The organism is Arthrobacter sp. Soc17.1.1.1 (assembly GCF_036867195.1).
Lineage (GTDB): Bacteria > Actinomycetota > Actinomycetes > Actinomycetales > Micrococcaceae > Arthrobacter_D.
Map to the genome: position 1 here is coordinate 2,267,257 of NZ_JBAJII010000001.1, position 16,993 is coordinate 2,284,249.

Consider the following 16,993-nt stretch of genomic DNA (forward strand, 5'->3'; position numbering starts at 1 on the left):
GAGCGGACTGTTTGAATATTAGCACCGGGCCCCTGCGCGGGCCCCTGCGCGGGTCCCTCCGGTACGGCCCCAGGGCGGCTGGTCACGTGCCCTCGCCCGGCGGGCCGGGGCGTCGGTCCCGGACGGTACATTGGTCGAATGCCGATATCGAGTGAACACATCGTCTGGATCGACTGCGAGATGACGGGGCTTGACCTGGCCCACGACGGGCTGATCGAGGTGGCCGTCCTCGTCACCGACTCGGAACTCAACATCCTCGGCGAGGGCGTGGACGTCGTGATCAAGCCCACCGCCGAGGCCCTCGCGCACATGGGGGACTTCGTCCGGCAGATGCATACGACGTCGGGCCTGCTGGAGGAGCTCGACGGCGGGATCACCATGGGCGAGGCCGAGCAGCTGGTGCTCGACTACATCCGCACATGGGTGCCGGAGCCGCGCAAGGCGCAGCTGGCCGGCAACTCGGTCGGCACGGACCGGAACTTCCTCGCCCGGGACATGCCGCTCGTCATCGACCACCTGCACTACCGCGTCATCGACGTCTCGACCATCAAGGAACTCGCGCGCCGCTGGTACACCCGCGCCTACTTCCAGGCGCCGCCCAAGACGGGCGGGCACCGCGCCCTCGGCGACATCGAGGATTCGATTCGGGAGCTGCGCTACTACCGCGCTGCGGTCTTCGTGCCCTCGCCGGGCCCGGACTCTGCCACGAGCAAAGCCATCGCCGCTAGCGTCGCTCCCTGAGGCGCGCCGGAGGACACCCGGCCCGGGTGTCGGGAGCACGCCGAAATGTGTGTAAACTTGTATCCGCTGCCTGTCGCTGACAGTCCGGACGGGGTTCCCACGGGCTGGCCGACGACGACACATGGTGGGTATAGCTCAGTTGGCAGAGCGCCTGGTTGTGGTCCAGGAGGTCGCGGGTTCAACCCCCGTTACTCACCCTCAGGTGCCAGGGAAGGTCCTGGCCGTGTATGCCGCCCCGGAGATGATCCGGGGCGGCATACGCATTTGCGGCCCACCCAGCCCAGCCCCGGACGGTAGCCCTCGGGCGATGCCCGCGGCTGCCAGCACCGAAGGACCAGGAACCATGGAACGCACAGTGTTCGACGAGGATCACGAGCTCTTCCGCGACGTCGCCCGCGAATTCAACGAACGGGCCGTCGCCCCCCACTACGCGGGGTGGGATCAGCAGCACATGATGGACCGGTCCGTCTGGACCGCCGCCGGCGAGCAGGGCCTGCTCGGGCTCGCGGTCCCCGAGGAGTTCGGCGGTGCGGGCATGTCCGACTACCGCTTCCGCACGGTCCTCGACGAGGAGTTCGCCCGCAGCAACCACCTCGCCGTCGGACTCGCCTTCCACCTGCACGACGACCTCGTCCTCCCGCACCTGCTCGCGCACGCCTCCGACGACCTCAAGGAGCGGTGGCTCCCCGGGATGGTCTCCGGCGAGATCGTGACCTCCTGTGCGTGGACCGAACCCGGGGCGGGCAGCGACCTGCGGGGAATCCGCACACGGGCCGTCCGCGACGGCGACGACTGGCTCATCACCGGCCAGAAGGTGTTCATCGGCAACGGCATCAGCGGAGATGCCTCCCTCGTGCTCGCCCGCACCGACGGCAGCACGGGCCGCGGATCCAGCGACTCCTTCTCCCTGTTCATGGTGCGCCGGGGCGAGGGGTACACGCCCGGGCGTCAGCTGGACAAGATGGGGCTCCGCGCCTCGGATACGGCAGAGCTGTTCTTCGACAACGTGCGCGTCCCCGGTGCGGACCTCGTGGGCGAGGTGGGCCAGGGCCTGCGCTACAGCCTCGAGCAGATCCCCCAGGGCCGCCTGGGCATCGCCGTCGCCGCTGCCGCCCTCGCCCGGGCGACCTACGAGCAGACCCTCCGGTACGTGACCGACCGCAGTGCCTTCGGGGAGCGCGTGCTCGACTTCCAGACCACCCGCCACGTGCTCGCGGACATTCTGACGGAGATCGAGGTGACGGAGGCCTTCGTCGACCAGGCGGTCCTCGCCTTCAACGCCGGCACCCTGACCCCGACGTCCGCCGCCCAGGCCAAGCTGTGGGCCAGCGAGCGCGCCAAGTCGATCACCGACCGGTGCCTGCAGCTGCACGGCGGCTACGGGTACATCCTCGAGTACCCCGTGTCGCAGGCCTTCCTTGCCGCACGGCTGCTGACGATCTTCGGTGGCACCAGCGAGATCATGCGTGAATCCATCGGACGGTCCATCGCGGACCGTCCCGCCCAGAACAGGTAGGTCCTATGAGCGTCCATCCCATCGTCATCACGGGTGAGCCCGTCCTGCATCGGCGCGCGCAGCCGGTGGAGGCCTTCGACGACGGACTGCGCACGCTCATCGCCGACCTGTTCGAGACCATGGACACCGCGAACGGGGTCGGCCTCGCCGCACCGCAGATCGGCGTGGGTCTCCGCGTGTTCGTGTACGGGATGGAGAACGACGACGACGTGCCGGCGCGCGGGGTCCTCGTCAACCCGACCCTCGTGACCTCGAAGGTGCCCGGATCCGACCCGGATCCCGACGACGAGGCCGAGGGCTGCCTGTCCGTGCCCGGGGAGGCGTTCCCGCTCAAGCGCGCCGAGTGGGCCCGGATCTCGGGCTTCGACGGTGACGGTGCGCCCGTCGAGTTCGAGGCGACGGGGTGGTTCGCACGGTGCATGCAGCACGAGTTCGACCACCTGGACGGGAAGCTGTACGTCGACCGCCTCGACGCCCGGCAGACGAGGAAGGCCAGGAAGGCCATGAAGGGCAACGGGTGGGGCGTGCCCGGACTGACCTGGATGCCCGGCGTCGATCCCGACCCGTTCGGTCACTGACGCCGGCGGGCGGTCCCGCCGGACACGGGCGCTTCCCTGCGTCGGATCAGGCGGTCGTCGCCGCGCCCGAGCGTGCGTCGGGTGCCGGCGCCTCGACGAGGTCCTCCAGTCGCCGGACGCCCCGCAGCGGTCCGAGAAGGGCCACCAGCGGTGCCAGGCACGCGATCACGACGCCGACCACCACGGCCTCGCGCACCCCGATGGTCTCGGCCAGGATGCCGGCCAGCAGACTCGCGACCGCGAGCATGCCCCAGGACACCGTGCGGGACGCCGCGCCGAGGCGACCCATCATGCCGGGCGGGCAGACGCGCTGGCGGAAGCTCGAGCCCACCACGATGTTCCAGGCGACGCTTGCACCCATGACGAACATGCCGGCCACGCCCCACAGCATGCCCCAGCCGGGTGTGAGCACCAGGAGCGAGGCGTAACCGAGCACACCCGGCACCATGGACCAGCGCCAGAGCGGTCCGGAGCCGAAGCGCTCCCCCAGCGCGTTCGCCGTCGTGCCACCCACCGCACCGCCCACGGACGCGGCGGCCAGCAGCAGCCCGAGCCACACCTCCGACTCCCCCAGGGTCCGCAGGACCAGGACGACGAGGAGGGACGCGGCGATGTTGCCGCCGAGGTTCCAGAGCGCCGCGTTGAGGAGGATGGCCCGCAGCGGTGCGGTGCTGAAGGTGTAGCGCAGCCCTTCGGACATCTCCCGCAGGATGCGCCGGTCGCTCTGCGGCTGCACGATCTCCTGCACGTCGAGGCGCAGCAGGGCGAGGAGCGACACCACCGAGGTGGCCAGCTGCACGATCAGCGCATTGGACGCTCCCACCGCGCCGGCCAGCCACCCCGCCATCGACCGTCCCGCCGCGTCCGCGGCGGCGCCGGACCCGGTGATCAGGCCGTTGCCCTCCATCAGCTCATCGGGCGTCACCGCCTGCTGCACCAGGGCTGAGTCCGCCAGCTGGAAGAACACGGACGCCACCCCTGCCACGAAGGCGGCGGCGAAGAGCAGCGGCGTGCTGAGGAAGCCCAGCCAGTACCCGAGCGGGAGGAGCGCGAGGACCAGCACGCGCACCGCCAGTGCCGCCAGCATCACGGGCCGGCGGGGCAGGCGGTCCACCCACGCGCCGATGAGGAGACCGAACAGGAGCCAGGGCAGGAACGTCATGCCGGCCAGGGCGGCGACCGCGAAGTCGCTGGCCCGCAGTTCCACCGCGGCGATGACGGGCAGCGCCACGGCGGCCACCGCGTTGCCGAACACCCCGAACGTGCTCGAGACCATGAGGGCCCGGAAGTTCCGGTTGCGCGCCAGAAGCCATCGGCTTCCCCTACCCCCTGCGCTCATCCGATCACCCTAGCCCAGGCACCGCGACGCCCCGGGACGCGACGGGGATCCCGGTCCGGGCGACTTGGCAGGGTCTTGACGGAGCGTGCATCACATCCGATAATCCGTTGCCTACGGCATCTTCCGTAGGAGTTCCCACGTTCTCCCATGGCTTAGAGGGGCCCTCCTCGATTGCCGCACCACCGACGGAAGCGGAGAATGAACAGTGGGAGTCGGTCCCGCGGTCGTTCCCCCAGCAGTACCGCGGTCGATCGACTCCTGAGGCGGCTATAGACGCCGGGCGGTCCCCCTACCTCTTGAGACCAGGTACGGGGGGCCGCTTACTTCTGCTCCGGGAAGCGCCGGCGGTCGGTTCTCGGTCGTTTTCTCAGGAAAGTGAACGGGTCAGCCCCTTAGCCCCAGCGGTAGGCCGACCCGTTCGTACCGTCGTGCTCATCGAGGAGACCCACGGCGGTGTTCACAGGTTATGCGGGCGCGCGGCCTTCACGGACGCGCGACGCGCCGGGAATCCTGCGGCAGCCCGCCGGTCGTGGGCTGGAGGCGGGCGAGGGATGGGTCGACCGATACGCCGGGTTCTGTCATCGCGCGTCGTCGCCGACGTGCGAGTGGCGGCCATCCATCTACGGACGCCGTTGCCGACGCCCTCCAGCGGCCTACCCGTGCCCTCGGGCGGGCAGCCCTCGAGCGGACACTGTCTGGCCTTGCTCCGGGTGGGGTTTACCGAGCCACGCCGGTCACCCGGCGTGCTGGTGGTCTCTTACACCGCCTTTTCACCCTTACTGCCTGCGCCGGCCGGAGCCTGCAGCACGCAGCGGTCTCTTTTCTGTGGCACTGGCCTGCGGGTTACCCCGAGTGGGCGTTACCCACCACCCTGCCCTGCGGAGCCCGGACGTTCCTCGGTGGATCGGGCGCGAGCGCACCGTCCAACGCGGCCGCCTGGTCGACCCATCCGTGGTCCATTCTAGACGGCTCTACGGGCCGGCTCGACGGCGACCGGAGGGCCGCCGGCGTCCGATAGGGTTGATCGGTGCTGATCCTGCTCCCCCCGTCCGAAGGCAAGTCCGCCGCCCGTACGGGCAGCCCCGTGCGGCTCGAGGACCTCCACTTCCCCGAGCTCAATGACGCCCGCCGCTCCGTGCTCGCGGCCCTGAAGACCGCCAGTGCCGACCATGACGCGCACGCCGTCCTCGGTGTCGGGGCGTCCCTCGTCGAGGACGTGCAGCGGAACCTGGTGCTCGACGTCGCCCCGGCGGCGCCCGCCCACGACGTCTACGCGGGGGTCCTGTACGAGGCCCTCGGATACTCCCGGATGACGCCGGTGCAGAAACGCAGGGCGCGGGAGCAGTGCGTCGTCGTATCCGCTCTCTGGGGCGCCCTCGGCTTCGGTGACAGGATCCCCGCCTACCGCCTGTCCATGGCGGTGGACCTGCCCGGCACGGGCCGCCTGGCGTCCTTCTGGAAGAAGCAGCTGGCCCTGCCGCTCGCCGAGCACGCGGGCACGGGCCTGATCGTCGACTGCCGGTCGAGCACCTACGCCGCGGCGTGGAGCCCGCCGCCGTCGCAGAGCGCCGCCGTGAACGTCTTCCAGCTGCGCGACGGCCGGCGGACCGTGGTGTCCCACTTCGCCAAGCACACGCGCGGCGAGTTCGCCCGGCACCTGCTCACGCGACGCGGCGCGGCCCCCGCGACGCCGTCGGCGCTCCTCGCCGCGGCCCGTGAGCAGTGGACAGCGGACCTCGAGCCGGCGACGGCGCGGAAGCCCGCGCAGCTGAACATCGTGCTCGACTGACGTCCGTCAGTCGGCGACCAGCTCCACCTCGAACCCCTCGGCGTTCTCGAGGTACGCGGCGTAGTGGTCCGGCCCGCCGGCGAAGGGGTGGCGGTCGGGGAAGAGCAGCGACCAGCCGTGGCTCGCGGCACGGCGTGCCAGCAAGTCGACGGCGGCGTGTGTGCCGGCGCGGAAGGCGAGGTGGTTCACCCCGGGGCGACGGCGCTCGTGGCCGCCGGATGTCACGTCCGGCCCGCTCTCGAGCACGATGTAGAAGTCGTCGGACCCGAAGCTGACCCCGTGCTCCCAGGACTCCCTGCGCGGGAACCCGAGGCGCTCCAGCAGCCAGCCCAGGCTCGCCTCCGCGGCGGTCAGGTCCCCGGTCCACACCTCGACGTGGTGCAGCCGGCCCGCGGGCCGCGGAGCCTCCTCCGCGGGCGGGGCTGCCGCCGGCGTGGGGTCCGGCGCGGCGGCGCGAGGCTTCCACGGCACACCGGCCATGCCGGCATCCATGGCCTCGTTGGAGAGCCGGTCGGCGTCCTTGTTCCGCTCGCGCGGGATCCACTCGTACGTCACGCGGCGCGGGTCGAGAACCTTGCGCGCCTTCGCCGCGAGCACCTTCATGTCGGCGTGCTTGATCTGCCACCGCCCGGACATCTGCTCCACCACGAGCTTCGAGTCCATCTTCACGTGGACCGCGGCCCGCGGGTTGATCTCCTGGGCGAGTTCGAGCCCCGAGACGAGGCCTGAGTACTCGGCGACGTTGTTGGAGGCCTTGCCGATGTACGCGGCCTTCTCCACGAGGATCCGCCCCGTGTCCGGATCGCGCACGAGGGCGCCGTAGCCGGCGTGCCCCGGGTTGCCGCGGGAGCCCCCGTCGGCCTCGACGACGAGGCGGGCGGGTCCGTCCGCGGCCGCCGGGGAGTCGGAGTCGTCGCGCTCGTAGGGGTCGAAGAGTTGCTGGTGCGTCACGGCTTCTGGGGTCCCCAGTCGCTCGAGCGGACGAGGATGCAGCCGGAGTCGGGGCACAGCACCACGTCGTCGGGCGCCGCGTCGGCGATGTCGCGGAGGTCGCCGGGGCTGAGCTGCATGCCCGATCCCTCGGACTTGCCGTGGAACAGCCGGGCGGCACCGACACCGCGCTTGACGAGGATCCGCTCGTAGACGGCGAGGAGTGCGGTGTCGAAGGTCGAGGCGAGGTCGTTGCGGCGCGCCTGCACGTCGACGCGCTGGACGTCGATGTCCGCGAGCTCCAGGTCGCGCGCCTCCTCGAGGCCACGGAGTTCGGCGCGGACGGCGTTGGTGCGCTCCTGGACCTCGGCGCGGGCGGCGCGGGCCGCCTCCACCCGTTCCATGACGTCGAGTTCGACGTCCTCGAGGTCGGAGCGCCGCTTCGTCAGGGAGGCCACCTCGTGCTGCAGTGCGGTGAGGTCCTTCGACGTCCCGGTGCCGCTGTTCAGGCGCTTCTCGTCCCGCTCGAGGCGGTTCACCACGGACTGCACCTCGTCCTCGGCGCGCGTCAGTTCACGCTCGAGATCGCCCAGTTCCGTGGTGGCCCGCACCAGTTCGGCGTCCACCTCGGCCACGCGGGCGGCGACGGCGCCGAGAGCGGGGTTGCCGCGCGCCGCGACGGCCTGGCGGGAGAGCTTGTTGAGGGTCGAATCGAGGGCCTGCAGGTCGAGCAGGCGGAGTTGTTCCTCAGGTGCAGCCTTGGCCACGGGTAACCTCCAGGGTCGGACGGATGGGGCTCGACGGGCGGGTCGGACGCGTCGTCCCAGCCTAGGCCACCCGGGCCGCGCGGAGGGTCAGGGCCTGTCAGTGGCCGGGCGTCAGCACGAAGTCCCAGGGGTCGGTGTTGACCCCGCTGACGCGTATGTCGGTGGTGAAGCCCTGGTCCGAGAGGACGTTGCCGAGGGCGTCCGCCGCCGGGGTGAGCCAGAGCCACTCGCTGCCGAAGTGCGAGACGTCGATCAGGTACGGCGGGCCGTCGGCGGCGGCCTCCCTGACCTCCGACGCCGGGTGGTGGCGGAGGTCCGCCGTCACGTACACGTCGGCGTGGCTCGAGCGGACGCGGTCGAACAGGGAGTCGCCCGCCCCTCCGCACACGGCGATCCTGCGCACGTGCGCGTCCTTGTCGCCGGCGACGCGCACGCCGCCGGCCACGGCGGGCAGGATCGAGAACACGGTCTCGGCGAACTCCCCGAGGGGCACGGGCTCCGCGAGGTCGCCCACGCGTCCGATCCCCTCCTCCGGCAGTCCGTCCGCAGCCCGTGCGAGGGGTTCGACGTCCTGCAGCCCGAGGGCGTCGGCGAGCACGTCGGACACCCCGCCCACGGCGCTGTCGCCGTTGGTGTGCACCGTGACGAGGGCGCAGCCCGCCTCGATCAGCCGGTGGATGGCCTCACCCTTGAACCCGGATGCCGCCACGGTGGAAACCGGCTTTAGCAGCAGGGGGTGATGGGACACGATCATCGTCGCTCCCCAGTCGAGCGCCTCGTCGAGGACGGCGGCCGTCGGGTCCACCGTGAAGAGGATCTTCGCGGCCCTGTTCCCGGTCCGGCCCGCCACCAGCCCGACGGCGTCCCACCCCTCGGCGAGGCTCTCCGGCCACAGCTCCTCGATGGCCACGAGGACCTCGCCGACGGTCGGCACGCGGACGTCCGGTGCGGGCACTGCCCGCGCGGAGACGGCGGGCGAACCCTCGCTCCCCGCGGCTCCTGCCCGGCCGACGCCGTCGTGCGCTGTCTGTTCCATGACACCAGTAATACCCGCCGCCGTGCCGCCCCTCCAACCCTTCCGGGTTCACCCACGGCAGATGACGGGCGGGAATCATCGGGGCGCCCCGTGCATTGACACAGTCATGAAGACTTTCGTGCTCGGTGGGGGCTGTTTCTGGTGCCTCGATGCCCTCTACCAGAAGACCCGCGGCGTGACCGAGGTGGTGTCCGGCTACACGGGCGGCCACACGCGGCACCCCGACTACGACTCCGTCTGCTCCGGCATGACGGGCCACGCCGAGGTGGTGGCGGTGACGTTCGACGAGACCGTCATCCCCGAGGACGTCATCCTGGACATGTTCTTCGTGTCCCACGACCCCACCACGCTGAACCGGCAGGGCTACGACGTCGGCACGCAGTACCGCAGCGTCATGTACTACCAGGACGCCGAGCAGAAGACGCTGTTCGAGGACGCGATCCGACGCAACCAGGAGAACTGGAAGAACCCGATCGTCACCGAGGTCAGCCGGCTTCCGCAGTTCCATGTGGCCGAGGAGTGGCACCAGAACTACTACGCCAAGCACCCGGAGCAGGGCTACTGCCAGGTGATCATCAACCCCAAGCTGTCGAAGGCCCGCAAATATTACGCCCAGTGGCTTGCCGCCTAGGTGCTGCGACGGTCACCCGTTAAGCTGACCGCCGTCGCTCGGGGGCAGGCGTCCCACCCGCCACGACCGACGTCGCCCCTCCCCTTTCCAGAACAGGCAGGCTCCCCATGGCAAAGATCTACGACGACGTCACCCAGCTCGTGGGACGGACGCCCCTCGTCCGCCTGAACCGCCTCGCCGAGGGCCTGGACGCCCAGGTCGCGGTGAAGCTCGAGTTCTACAACCCGGCCAACAGCGTCAAGGACCGCATCGGCGTGGCCATCATCGACGCAGCCGAGAAGGCCGGCGCGCTCCGGCCCGGCGGCACGATCGTCGAGGGTACCTCCGGCAACACCGGGATCGCCCTGGCGATGGTCGGTGCCGCACGCGGGTACCGGGTGCTCCTGACCATGCCGGAGACCATGTCCACGGAACGACGGGTGATGCTGCGGGCCTACGGGGCCGAGATCGTCCTGACGCCGGGGTCCGAGGGCATGCGGGGCGCCGTCGAGCGCGCGAAGGAGATCGTCGCGACGACCGAGAACGCCATCTGGGCGCAGCAGTTCGCCAATGCGGCGAACCCTGCCATCCACCGCACCACCACGGCCGAGGAGGTCTGGGAGGACACCGACGGCGAGGTGGACATCTTCGTGGCAGGCGTCGGTACCGGCGGCACCATCACCGGTGTCGGCCAGGTCCTGAAGGAGCGCAAGCCCGGCGTGCAGATCGTCGCCGTCGAGCCCGCGGACTCCCCCATCCTCAACGGCGGTGCCCCCGGCCCGCACAAGATCCAGGGCCTCGGGGCGAACTTCGTCCCCGAGAACCTCGACCGCGCGGCCTACGACGAGGTGCTGGACGCCACGGTGGAGGACTCCGTCCGCGTGGCACGGGCCCTCGGCACCCAGGAGGGGATCCTCGGCGGTATCTCCTCGGGAGCCATCGTCTGGGCGGCCCTCGAGCTCGCGAAGCGTCCCGAGAACGCCGGTAAGCTCATCGTGGCGATCGTCTGCGATTTCGGCGAGCGCTACATCTCCACGGTGCTGTTCGACGACATCCGCGGCTGACGCCGTCCGACTCGACACCCCGTTCGTATCGATCCACTCCAGAAGGTAACCGGTGAGCTTCCTAGAACGACTGCGCGAGGACCTCGACACCGCGCGCACGCATGATCCGGCTGCCCGCGGGTCCCTCGAGAACACCGTCGTGTACTCCGGGCTGCACGCCATCTGGGTGCACCGCCTGACCCACCGCATGTGGCGGGACGAGCGCCTGCGCTTCCCGGCGCGGGTCCTGTCGCAGCTCGCGCGGGCCCTGACGGGGATCGAGATCCACCCGGCGGCGACCATCGGGCGCAGGTTCTTCATCGACCACGGCATGGGGATCGTGATCGGCAGCACCGCTGAGATCGGCGACGACGTCATGCTGTACCAGGGGGTCACGCTCGGGGGACGTTCACTCGAGAAGGTGAAGCGCCACCCCACCATCGGCGACCGGGTGACCGTCGGCGCGGGCGCCAAGGTGCTGGGACCCATCACCATCGGCGCAGGCAGCGCTGTCGGCGCGAACGCCGTCGTGGTCAAGGACACGCCCCCCGACTCGATCGTCACCGGCATCCCGGCGACGTTCAGGCACCGGGACTCGCGCCGCGAGACACAGCCCGCGGTCGATCCGGCGGAGTACGTGGATCCGGCCCTCTACATCTAGGCGGGTCACCTCGGTACCCCACCCTTCAGGCCCCGTACGACGGAAGCCCCGGACCGTGGTCCGGGGCTTCCGTCGTCTGCGCTTGCTGTCGAGAAGCGTCAGTGCGTGTCGACGGCGCTGATCTCGGACTTGTCCTCGCCCCAAAGGGTGTGGAACGTGCCCTCGGTGTCCACGCGGTTGTACGTGTGGGCACCGAACAGATCGCGGAGACCCTGGGTCAGGGCGGCCGGCAGGCGCTTGCGGCGCAGGCCGTCGTAGTAGGTCAGCGACGCCGAGAACACCGGCACCGGGATGCCCAGCTGGACGGCGGTCGCCACCACGCGGCGCCAGGCCGGGACCGCGCCGGCGATCGCCTCGGCGAACGCGCGGGCGAGCAGCAGGTTCGCGGGACGCTCGTCGGCCACGGCGTACGCCTTCATGATGTCGTCGAGCAGCTCGGCACGGATGATGCAGCCGGCACGCCACAGCGACGCGATCTCGTCCAGCTTCAGTTCCCAGCCGTATTCCTTCGCCGCCGCGGTGAGCATGTCGATGCCCTGCGCGTAGCTGACCAGCTTCGAGGCGTAGAGCGCGAGCCGCACGTCCTCCACGAAGGTGTCCGGGAGCTCGACGGTCCCCTCGTGTCCCTGCAGGACGTCCTGGGCCTGGAGCCGCTGCTCGAGCTGCGAGGACAGGGCGCGCGCGAACACGGATTCGGCGATGCCCGACGTCGGGCTGCCCAGTTCCAGCGCGGATACGACGGTCCAGCGGCCGGTCCCCTTCTGGCCCGCCGCGTCGACGACGACGTCGACGAAGGGCTTGCCCGTGCGTGCGTCGGTGTGCCCGAGGACCTCGGCGGTGATCTCGATCAGGAAGGAGGACAGCGTGCCGCTGTTCCAGTCCGTGAAGATCTTCGCCTGGTCCGCCGGTTCGATCCCGGCGCCCGAGCGGAGGAGGTCGAACGCCTCACCGATGACCTGCATGTCCGCGTACTCGATGCCGTTGTGCACCATCTTCACGAAGTGCCCTGCGCCGTCCGTGCCGATCCAGCGGCAGCACGGCTCGCCGTTGTACTTCGCCGAGATCTTCTCGAGCATCGGGCCGAGGGAGTCGTAGGACTCCCTCGATCCGCCGGGCATGATCGACGGGCCGAGGAGCGCGCCCTCCTCGCCGCCCGACACACCGACGCCGACGAAATGCAGGTCGTGCTGCGACAGGGCCGCCTCCCGGCGGCGCGTGTCCTCGTAGTGGGAGTTGCCGCCGTCGATCACGATGTCGCCGGGCTCGAGGAGCGGGGTGAGCTGGTCGATCACCGAGTCCACCGGCTTGCCGGCCTTGACCATGATGAGCACGCGGCGGGGCTTCTCCAGGGAGTCGACGAGCTCCTGCAGTGTCTCGGTGCGGACGAAATCGCCGTCCTCGCCGTGCTTCTGCAGCAGCGCGTCGGTCTTCTCCACGGACCTGTTGTGCAGGGCCACGGTGTAGCCGTTGCGCGCGAGGTTCCGTGCGAGATTCGCTCCCATGACTGCCAGGCCCGTGACGCCGATCTGTGCGCTCAATGTCTTCTCCGTCGTTAGTCAGCTGGATGCAGGACGCTGCATCGGCCGGTGCGTCAGCCGGCGTCCGGGGCGTTCCCCCGCCGGCCGCCCGGTCACTTTCACACTATTACCGTGCCGGCACCGCCGCCAGACGCGCCGCGTCCGCCGCGTCATATGTCAGCGTCATAGGTCAGTGCCACAGGTCCGTGCCACAGGTCGGCGTCAGGCGTCGGCGCGAGGCCTGCGATACACCTCGGAGACACCTCGGCGACACAGGTCGGCGGGCTGCTGCGGGCGGCGTGTCCGACGCGACAGGTTCCCGGCTGGGACGCTGGCGCCATCCGTGAAAGAATGATAAGGATGTCCGACGTTACGGTAACCCCCGCCCTTGCCCCCACCGCTTCCGCGCGCCCCCAGGTGCGGCCCGAAGTGGAGGGTGCGCAGCCCATCGTCTCGAGCGACGGCCGGCCCCTGCTGCAGTTCAAGTCCCCGAGGGTCAGCCAGCCGCCCGTGCACCTGGCGGACCTCACGCTCGCCGAACGCCAGGACCGCCTCAAGGAGCTGGGTCACCAGGGCTTCCGCGCGAAGCAGCTGTCCACCCACTACTTCACGCACTACACCACGGACCCTGCAATGATGAGCGACCTCCCGAAGGCGGGACGCGAGGAGCTGGTCTCGGCGATGTTCCCGCCGCTGCTCACCGAGGTGAAGCGCCTGACCACGGACAACGGCGACACCATCAAGTTCCTGTGGCGCCTGTTCGACGGCGCCCTCGTGGAGTCCGTCCTGATGCGCTACCCCGGGCGTGTGACCCTCTGCGTGTCCTCCCAGGCAGGCTGCGGCATGAACTGCCCGTTCTGTGCCACGGGCCAGGCCGGGCTGACCCGCAACATGTCGACGGCGGAGATCGTCGACCAGGTGGTCGCCGCGAACCGCGCCCTGGCGGAGGGTGCCCTCGGCGACCTGCGCACCGACGGAGGGCACGACGCCGACCGCGTCACGAACATCGTCTTCATGGGCATGGGTGAGCCGCTGGCCAACTACAAGCGCGTCATGGCCGCCCTCCACCGCTTCGTCGACGACTCCCCGGAGGGGCTCGGCATGTCGGCCCGCAACATCACGGTCTCCACCGTGGGCCTCGTACCGGCCATCAACAAGCTCGCGGCCGAATCGCTGCCGGTCACCTTCGCGCTGTCGCTCCATGCCCCCGACGACGAGCTCCGCGACGAGCTCATCCCCGTCAACACCCGCTGGAAGGTGGACGAGGCCCTCGACGCCGCGTACAACTACTACCGCACCACGGGCCGGCGTGTGAGCATCGAGTACGCGCTGATCAAGGACATGAACGACCACGCCTGGCGTGCCGACCTCCTGGCGAAGAAGCTGAACCAGCGCGGCCGCGGCTGGGTGCACGTCAACCCGATTCCGCTGAACCCCACGCCGGGCTCCATCTGGACCGCGTCCGAGAAGAGCGTGTCGACCGAGTTCATCAACCGCCTCCGTGCCGCCGGCATCCCGACCACGCTGCGGGACACCCGCGGCAAGGAGATCGACGGCGCATGCGGTCAGCTCGCCGCCGGCGAGTAGCGGCCGCCCCGATTGGCGGAACACCGCGGCCGGCCGGTATAGTCGTCCCTCGTGATGCAGCCGTCCGGCAGTCGCTGGCACGGCGCATCGCGGCGTATGGGTCTTTAGCTCAGCTGGTAGAGCGCCACGTTTACACCGTGGATGTCATCGGTTCGATCCCGGTAGGACCCACCACGAGAAACCCCGTCATTCCCAGGCCAACGGTCCGGGAGGACGGGGTTTCGTGCTGTCCGGGCACTTCCCGGCAGGACGTCTAGCCCTGCATCTCCACGACGCCGACGGGCTTGCCGTCCGCGAAGGTCACCACATAGTCCTGGCCCATGATCGTGACGGTGCATCGGAGCGCCCCGGTGGTGCGGCAGTCGTCCCCCGGAGCCGGCGCCGTGCCCGGCTCCTCGAAGATCGGTTCCAGCAGCCCGGGGTCGATCCCGGGTGGCGTGGGCTCGTGGAAGGGCCGCGATCCGGGCGGGATGCAGGTGTAGGGGTCGCCCGGGTCCGTCCACCAGGCGCCGGCCTCGGTGATCGGGCACTGCGGGTAGGGCGGTGTAGGAAGATCCCCCGGCGGCAGGTCGCCTCCCATCCCGCTGCCGGACGGAGGGGGCGCCGGGGACGGCGGCGCATCCGCGGACGCAGCGGGCGCGCCCGGCCGGGAGGCACCGGAGCCGTCCTGCACGCCGTCCTGCACGCCGTCCCGCACGGTGACCGGCTCCGCGGCCGGTACCGGCGCCTCCGCCGCAGCGACCACGGGGACATCCTGCGCCGCCCGGCTTCCCGGATCCATGAGCAGGGGTTGGACGACGATCACCGCTGCCGTGCCGAGAGCGATGAGAAGAGACCTGGTTGAAGAACGCATTTTCCACCCCGATGTATGAGACCTATGGGATGAACCTATGACGGCCAGCCGGGCACGGAAACAGTAGTACTTACGCGGCTTTTCCTCGAACTACTCGCATCGGTAGCGGATAATCCCCTGGGCGCGCGGCAGGTCGGGCAGCTCCCGGGCGAGGTAGCTGAGGGCCTCGGAGACGCCGGCCTCGATCTTCAGCGAGGCGAACTCGTCCCCCCGCGTGTGCCCGCGATTGATGATGACCACGGGCTTGCCTGCCTTGAAGGCGTGGCGCACGAACCGCAGCCCGCTCATGACGGTCAGGGAGGACCCGGCCACCAGGAGGGCGCCGGCGTCGTCGACCATCGCGTAGGCGTCCGCGACGCGCGCCTTGGGCACGTTCTCGCCGAAGTAGACGAAGTCGGGTTTGAGCATGCCGCCGCAGACCGGACAGGGCGCCATGACGAAGTCGCCCGTGTCGTCGACGTCGGCGTCCGCATCCGGTGCGACGTCCCCGGCATCCGACTCGCGTTCGAGGTACCCCGGGTTGAGCTCCTCGAGGATCTCGGCGATCCGCGACCGCGGGAAGGTGGACGCGCACTGCAGGCACACCACGCGGTCGAAGGTGCCGTGCAGGTCGATGACGTTCACGCTGCCGGCCGAGGAGTGCAGTTTGTCCACGTTCTGGGTGATGAGGCCGGAGAGCAGGTTGCGCTGCTCCAGCAGGGCCACGGCCGCATGGCCCGCATTTGGGTCCGCCCGCCGGAGATGCCGCCACCCAACGTGGTTGCGGGCCCAGTAGCGGCGTCGGAGTGCCTCGTCGCCGACGAACTGCTGGTACGTCATGGGGCTGCGCGGCACCGATCCGGGTCCGCGGTAGTCGGGGATCCCGGAGTCCGTGCTGAGGCCGGCGCCGGTCAGCACGGCGAGCCGGTGGCCGGCCAGCAGCGCCACGGCCCGGTCGAGCAGCCGACGCTCCTCCGGGTCGAGCTCGGCGAGGCCGTCCGCGGGAGGGGTGCTCACGAACCCCGTCAGACCGAGCCTCGGGTTGTCGGCGGGTCCGGGCGGATCCTCCGGCCCCTGGCCCGGCCGCTCGGTCACAGCGCGGCTTCGACCGAGCTCAGCGCGCGGGCGTAGTCGGCGATGGGCCGCCCCTGCCCGTGGGGGGAGGACACGAGGGCGCGGACCGTCCCCGAGCCGTCCAGGACGTAGCTGACGCGCTCGGCGTAGCCGCGGTCGTCGTCGAACGCGCCGTACGCGCGGGTGACGGCGCCGTGCGGCCAGAAGTCGGCCAGCAGGTCGAAGGAGATGTCGTTCGCGTCGGCGAAGGCGCGCAGCGTGTACTTGTGGTCCACCGAGACCGCCACCAGCGTCACACCGGCGGCGTCGAAGAGGTCGAGGTTGTCGCGGAGCTGGCCGAGCTCATCGGTGCAGACGCGGGAGAACGCGAAGGGGAAGAAGACGACGACGGCCCCTCCGACCAGGGAGCTGCTCTCGACGGTCTCGCCGAACTGGTTCGCCAGCGAGAAGTCCGGGGCAACCGCCCCTACGTCCAGCGCCAAGGCCTACTGCTTCCGGCGGCTGACGAGCCGCGTCGCGGACCATTCACGGGAGACACCGGCCGATGACGTGGAGTGCAGCCCGGCGGTGGGAGCGGCTTCCTGCACGTCGGCGGGAGAGACGTAGCCCGGCCGGCCGGACTTCGGGGTGAGCAGCCAGACGACGCCGGCGGCACCGAGGGAGGTCAGGGCATCCACGAGGGCGTCGACGAGGTCACCGTCACCGTTCCGCCACCACAGGATGACGCCGTCCACGACATCCTGGTCGTCCTCCGTGAGGAGTTCGGACCCGATGCCCTCCTCGAGCTGCTCGCGGAAGTCGAAGTCGACGTCGTCGTCGTAGCCGAGTTCCTGGACAAGGTCGCCGTCTTTGAAACCCAACTTGCCTGCCACGTTGACCGCAGTGGCGGCTTCAGCCTCGCTCACTTAGCTCCTCCTGAAAAGACGGGACTGTCGGGTGAACGGCCCTCGTATGGATGTACATGGCTACCAGC

At 70.2% G+C, this 16,993-nt stretch carries 17 protein-coding genes, 2 tRNA genes and 1 other RNA gene; 10 read left to right on the top strand and 10 right to left on the bottom strand.

The window, feature by feature from the left end:
• Positions 1–138 precede the first annotated feature (138 nt).
• From orn to def, 4 genes are all read left to right on the top strand, one after another.
• Positions 139–741 carry an oligoribonuclease gene (gene orn / locus V6S67_RS10525; RefSeq protein WP_334210206.1) on the top strand — a complete coding sequence of 201 codons (603 nt, stop codon included), beginning with the start codon at positions 139–141 and terminating at the stop codon, positions 739–741.
• 124 nt (positions 742–865) lie between these two features.
• Positions 866–938, top strand: a tRNA-His gene (locus V6S67_RS10530).
• A 146-nt stretch (positions 939–1,084) separates the two neighbouring features.
• Positions 1,085–2,257: an acyl-CoA dehydrogenase family protein gene (locus V6S67_RS10535; protein ID WP_334210207.1), complete on the top strand. Its 1,173-nt coding sequence runs from the start codon at positions 1,085–1,087 to the stop codon at positions 2,255–2,257.
• Positions 2,258–2,262: 5 nt separating this feature from the next.
• Complete coding sequence (def, locus tag V6S67_RS10540; protein WP_334210208.1) at positions 2,263–2,835, top strand: peptide deformylase; 573 nt, start codon at positions 2,263–2,265, stop codon at positions 2,833–2,835.
• Positions 2,836–2,881: 46 nt separating this feature from the next.
• Here the strand turns inward: def and V6S67_RS10545 are convergent, their stop codons facing one another.
• Together V6S67_RS10545 and rnpB are read right to left on the bottom strand one after the other, a co-directional pair.
• The gene (locus tag V6S67_RS10545) at positions 2,882–4,174 is read right to left on the bottom strand and encodes an MFS transporter (protein WP_334210209.1); all 1,293 of its coding nucleotides are present in this window, start codon (positions 4,172–4,174) and stop codon (positions 2,882–2,884) included.
• A 548-nt stretch (positions 4,175–4,722) separates the two neighbouring features.
• An RNA gene (rnpB, locus tag V6S67_RS10550) (RNase P RNA component class A) lies at positions 4,723–5,122 on the bottom strand.
• 79 nt (positions 5,123–5,201) lie between these two features.
• On the opposite strand from rnpB, the gene V6S67_RS10555 reads away from it, so the two are divergent.
• Positions 5,202–5,963, top strand: coding sequence for a YaaA family protein (locus V6S67_RS10555; RefSeq protein WP_334210210.1), 762 nt, complete (start codon positions 5,202–5,204; stop codon positions 5,961–5,963).
• Positions 5,964–5,969: 6 nt separating this feature from the next.
• On the opposite strand, the gene V6S67_RS10560 is transcribed toward V6S67_RS10555, so the two are convergent.
• From V6S67_RS10560 to V6S67_RS10570, 3 genes are all read right to left on the bottom strand, one after another.
• The gene (locus V6S67_RS10560; protein WP_334210211.1) at positions 5,970–6,914 is read right to left on the bottom strand and encodes a reverse transcriptase-like protein; all 945 of its coding nucleotides are present in this window, start codon (positions 6,912–6,914) and stop codon (positions 5,970–5,972) included.
• Positions 6,911–7,660: a zinc ribbon domain-containing protein gene (locus V6S67_RS10565; protein ID WP_334210212.1), complete on the bottom strand. Its 750-nt coding sequence runs from the start codon at positions 7,658–7,660 to the stop codon at positions 6,911–6,913. Before V6S67_RS10565 ends, V6S67_RS10560 begins: the two co-directional genes overlap by 4 nt.
• 97 nt (positions 7,661–7,757) lie before the next feature.
• Positions 7,758–8,696: a Nif3-like dinuclear metal center hexameric protein gene (locus V6S67_RS10570; RefSeq protein WP_334210213.1), complete on the bottom strand. Its 939-nt coding sequence runs from the start codon at positions 8,694–8,696 to the stop codon at positions 7,758–7,760.
• Positions 8,697–8,802: 106 nt separating this feature from the next.
• On the opposite strand from V6S67_RS10570, the gene msrA reads away from it, so the two are divergent.
• From msrA to epsC, 3 genes are all read left to right on the top strand, one after another.
• Positions 8,803–9,327, top strand: coding sequence for a peptide-methionine (S)-S-oxide reductase MsrA (msrA, locus tag V6S67_RS10575; RefSeq protein WP_334210214.1), 525 nt, complete (start codon positions 8,803–8,805; stop codon positions 9,325–9,327).
• Between the two features lie 107 nt (positions 9,328–9,434).
• Positions 9,435–10,370 carry a cysteine synthase A gene (gene cysK, locus V6S67_RS10580; RefSeq protein WP_334210215.1) on the top strand — a complete coding sequence of 312 codons (936 nt, stop codon included), beginning with the start codon at positions 9,435–9,437 and terminating at the stop codon, positions 10,368–10,370.
• 52 nt (positions 10,371–10,422) lie between these two features.
• A complete protein-coding gene (gene epsC / locus V6S67_RS10585; RefSeq protein ID WP_334210216.1) occupies positions 10,423–11,010 on the top strand; it encodes a serine O-acetyltransferase EpsC in 588 nt (195 codons plus the stop codon).
• 98 nt (positions 11,011–11,108) lie between these two features.
• Here the strand turns inward: epsC and gndA are convergent, their stop codons facing one another.
• Positions 11,109–12,548, bottom strand: coding sequence for an NADP-dependent phosphogluconate dehydrogenase (gndA, locus tag V6S67_RS10590; RefSeq protein WP_334210217.1), 1,440 nt, complete (start codon positions 12,546–12,548; stop codon positions 11,109–11,111).
• A gap of 339 nt (positions 12,549–12,887) precedes the next feature.
• Here gndA and rlmN point away from each other — a divergent pair, with 339 nt between their 5' ends.
• Both rlmN and V6S67_RS10600 read left to right on the top strand, forming a co-directional pair.
• Positions 12,888–14,114, top strand: a complete 1,227-nt coding sequence (gene rlmN, locus V6S67_RS10595; RefSeq protein ID WP_334210218.1) for a 23S rRNA (adenine(2503)-C(2))-methyltransferase RlmN — start codon at positions 12,888–12,890, stop codon at positions 14,112–14,114.
• 98 nt (positions 14,115–14,212) lie between these two features.
• Positions 14,213–14,288, top strand: a tRNA-Val gene (locus tag V6S67_RS10600).
• A 79-nt stretch (positions 14,289–14,367) separates the two neighbouring features.
• On the opposite strand, the gene V6S67_RS10605 is transcribed toward V6S67_RS10600, so the two are convergent.
• The 4 genes from V6S67_RS10605 to V6S67_RS10620 form a co-directional block, all read right to left on the bottom strand.
• Positions 14,368–14,967 (bottom strand): hypothetical protein, encoded by a 600-nt coding sequence (locus V6S67_RS10605; RefSeq protein ID WP_334210219.1) that lies wholly within the window; start codon positions 14,965–14,967, stop codon positions 14,368–14,370.
• A 90-nt stretch (positions 14,968–15,057) separates the two neighbouring features.
• A complete protein-coding gene (locus V6S67_RS10610) occupies positions 15,058–15,975 on the bottom strand; it encodes an NAD-dependent protein deacetylase (protein ID WP_334211573.1) in 918 nt (305 codons plus the stop codon).
• 62 nt (positions 15,976–16,037) lie between these two features.
• On the bottom strand, positions 16,038–16,502 hold the full coding sequence (locus tag V6S67_RS10615; protein WP_334210220.1) for a redoxin domain-containing protein: 465 nt from the start codon (positions 16,500–16,502) through the stop codon (positions 16,038–16,040).
• 3 nt (positions 16,503–16,505) lie between these two features.
• Positions 16,506–16,925 (bottom strand): DUF3052 domain-containing protein, encoded by a 420-nt coding sequence (locus V6S67_RS10620; RefSeq protein WP_334210221.1) that lies wholly within the window; start codon positions 16,923–16,925, stop codon positions 16,506–16,508.
• Positions 16,926–16,993: the final 68 nt, after the last annotated feature.

Coding starts and splice junctions, on each gene's coding strand:
- V6S67_RS10570 (WP_334210213.1), bottom strand. CDS start 8,696: ATGGAACAGACAGCGCACGACGGCGTCGGCCGGGCAGGAGCCGCGGGG.
- V6S67_RS10535 (WP_334210207.1), top strand. CDS start 1,085: ATGGAACGCACAGTGTTCGACGAGGATCACGAGCTCTTCCGCGACGTC.
- def (WP_334210208.1), top strand. CDS start 2,263: ATGAGCGTCCATCCCATCGTCATCACGGGTGAGCCCGTCCTGCATCGG.
- V6S67_RS10545 (WP_334210209.1), bottom strand. CDS start 4,174: ATGAGCGCAGGGGGTAGGGGAAGCCGATGGCTTCTGGCGCGCAACCGG.
- cysK (WP_334210215.1), top strand. CDS start 9,435: ATGGCAAAGATCTACGACGACGTCACCCAGCTCGTGGGACGGACGCCC.
- msrA (WP_334210214.1), top strand. CDS start 8,803: ATGAAGACTTTCGTGCTCGGTGGGGGCTGTTTCTGGTGCCTCGATGCC.
- orn (WP_334210206.1), top strand. CDS start 139: ATGCCGATATCGAGTGAACACATCGTCTGGATCGACTGCGAGATGACG.
- rlmN (WP_334210218.1), top strand. CDS start 12,888: ATGTCCGACGTTACGGTAACCCCCGCCCTTGCCCCCACCGCTTCCGCG.
- V6S67_RS10605 (WP_334210219.1), bottom strand. CDS start 14,967: ATGCGTTCTTCAACCAGGTCTCTTCTCATCGCTCTCGGCACGGCAGCG.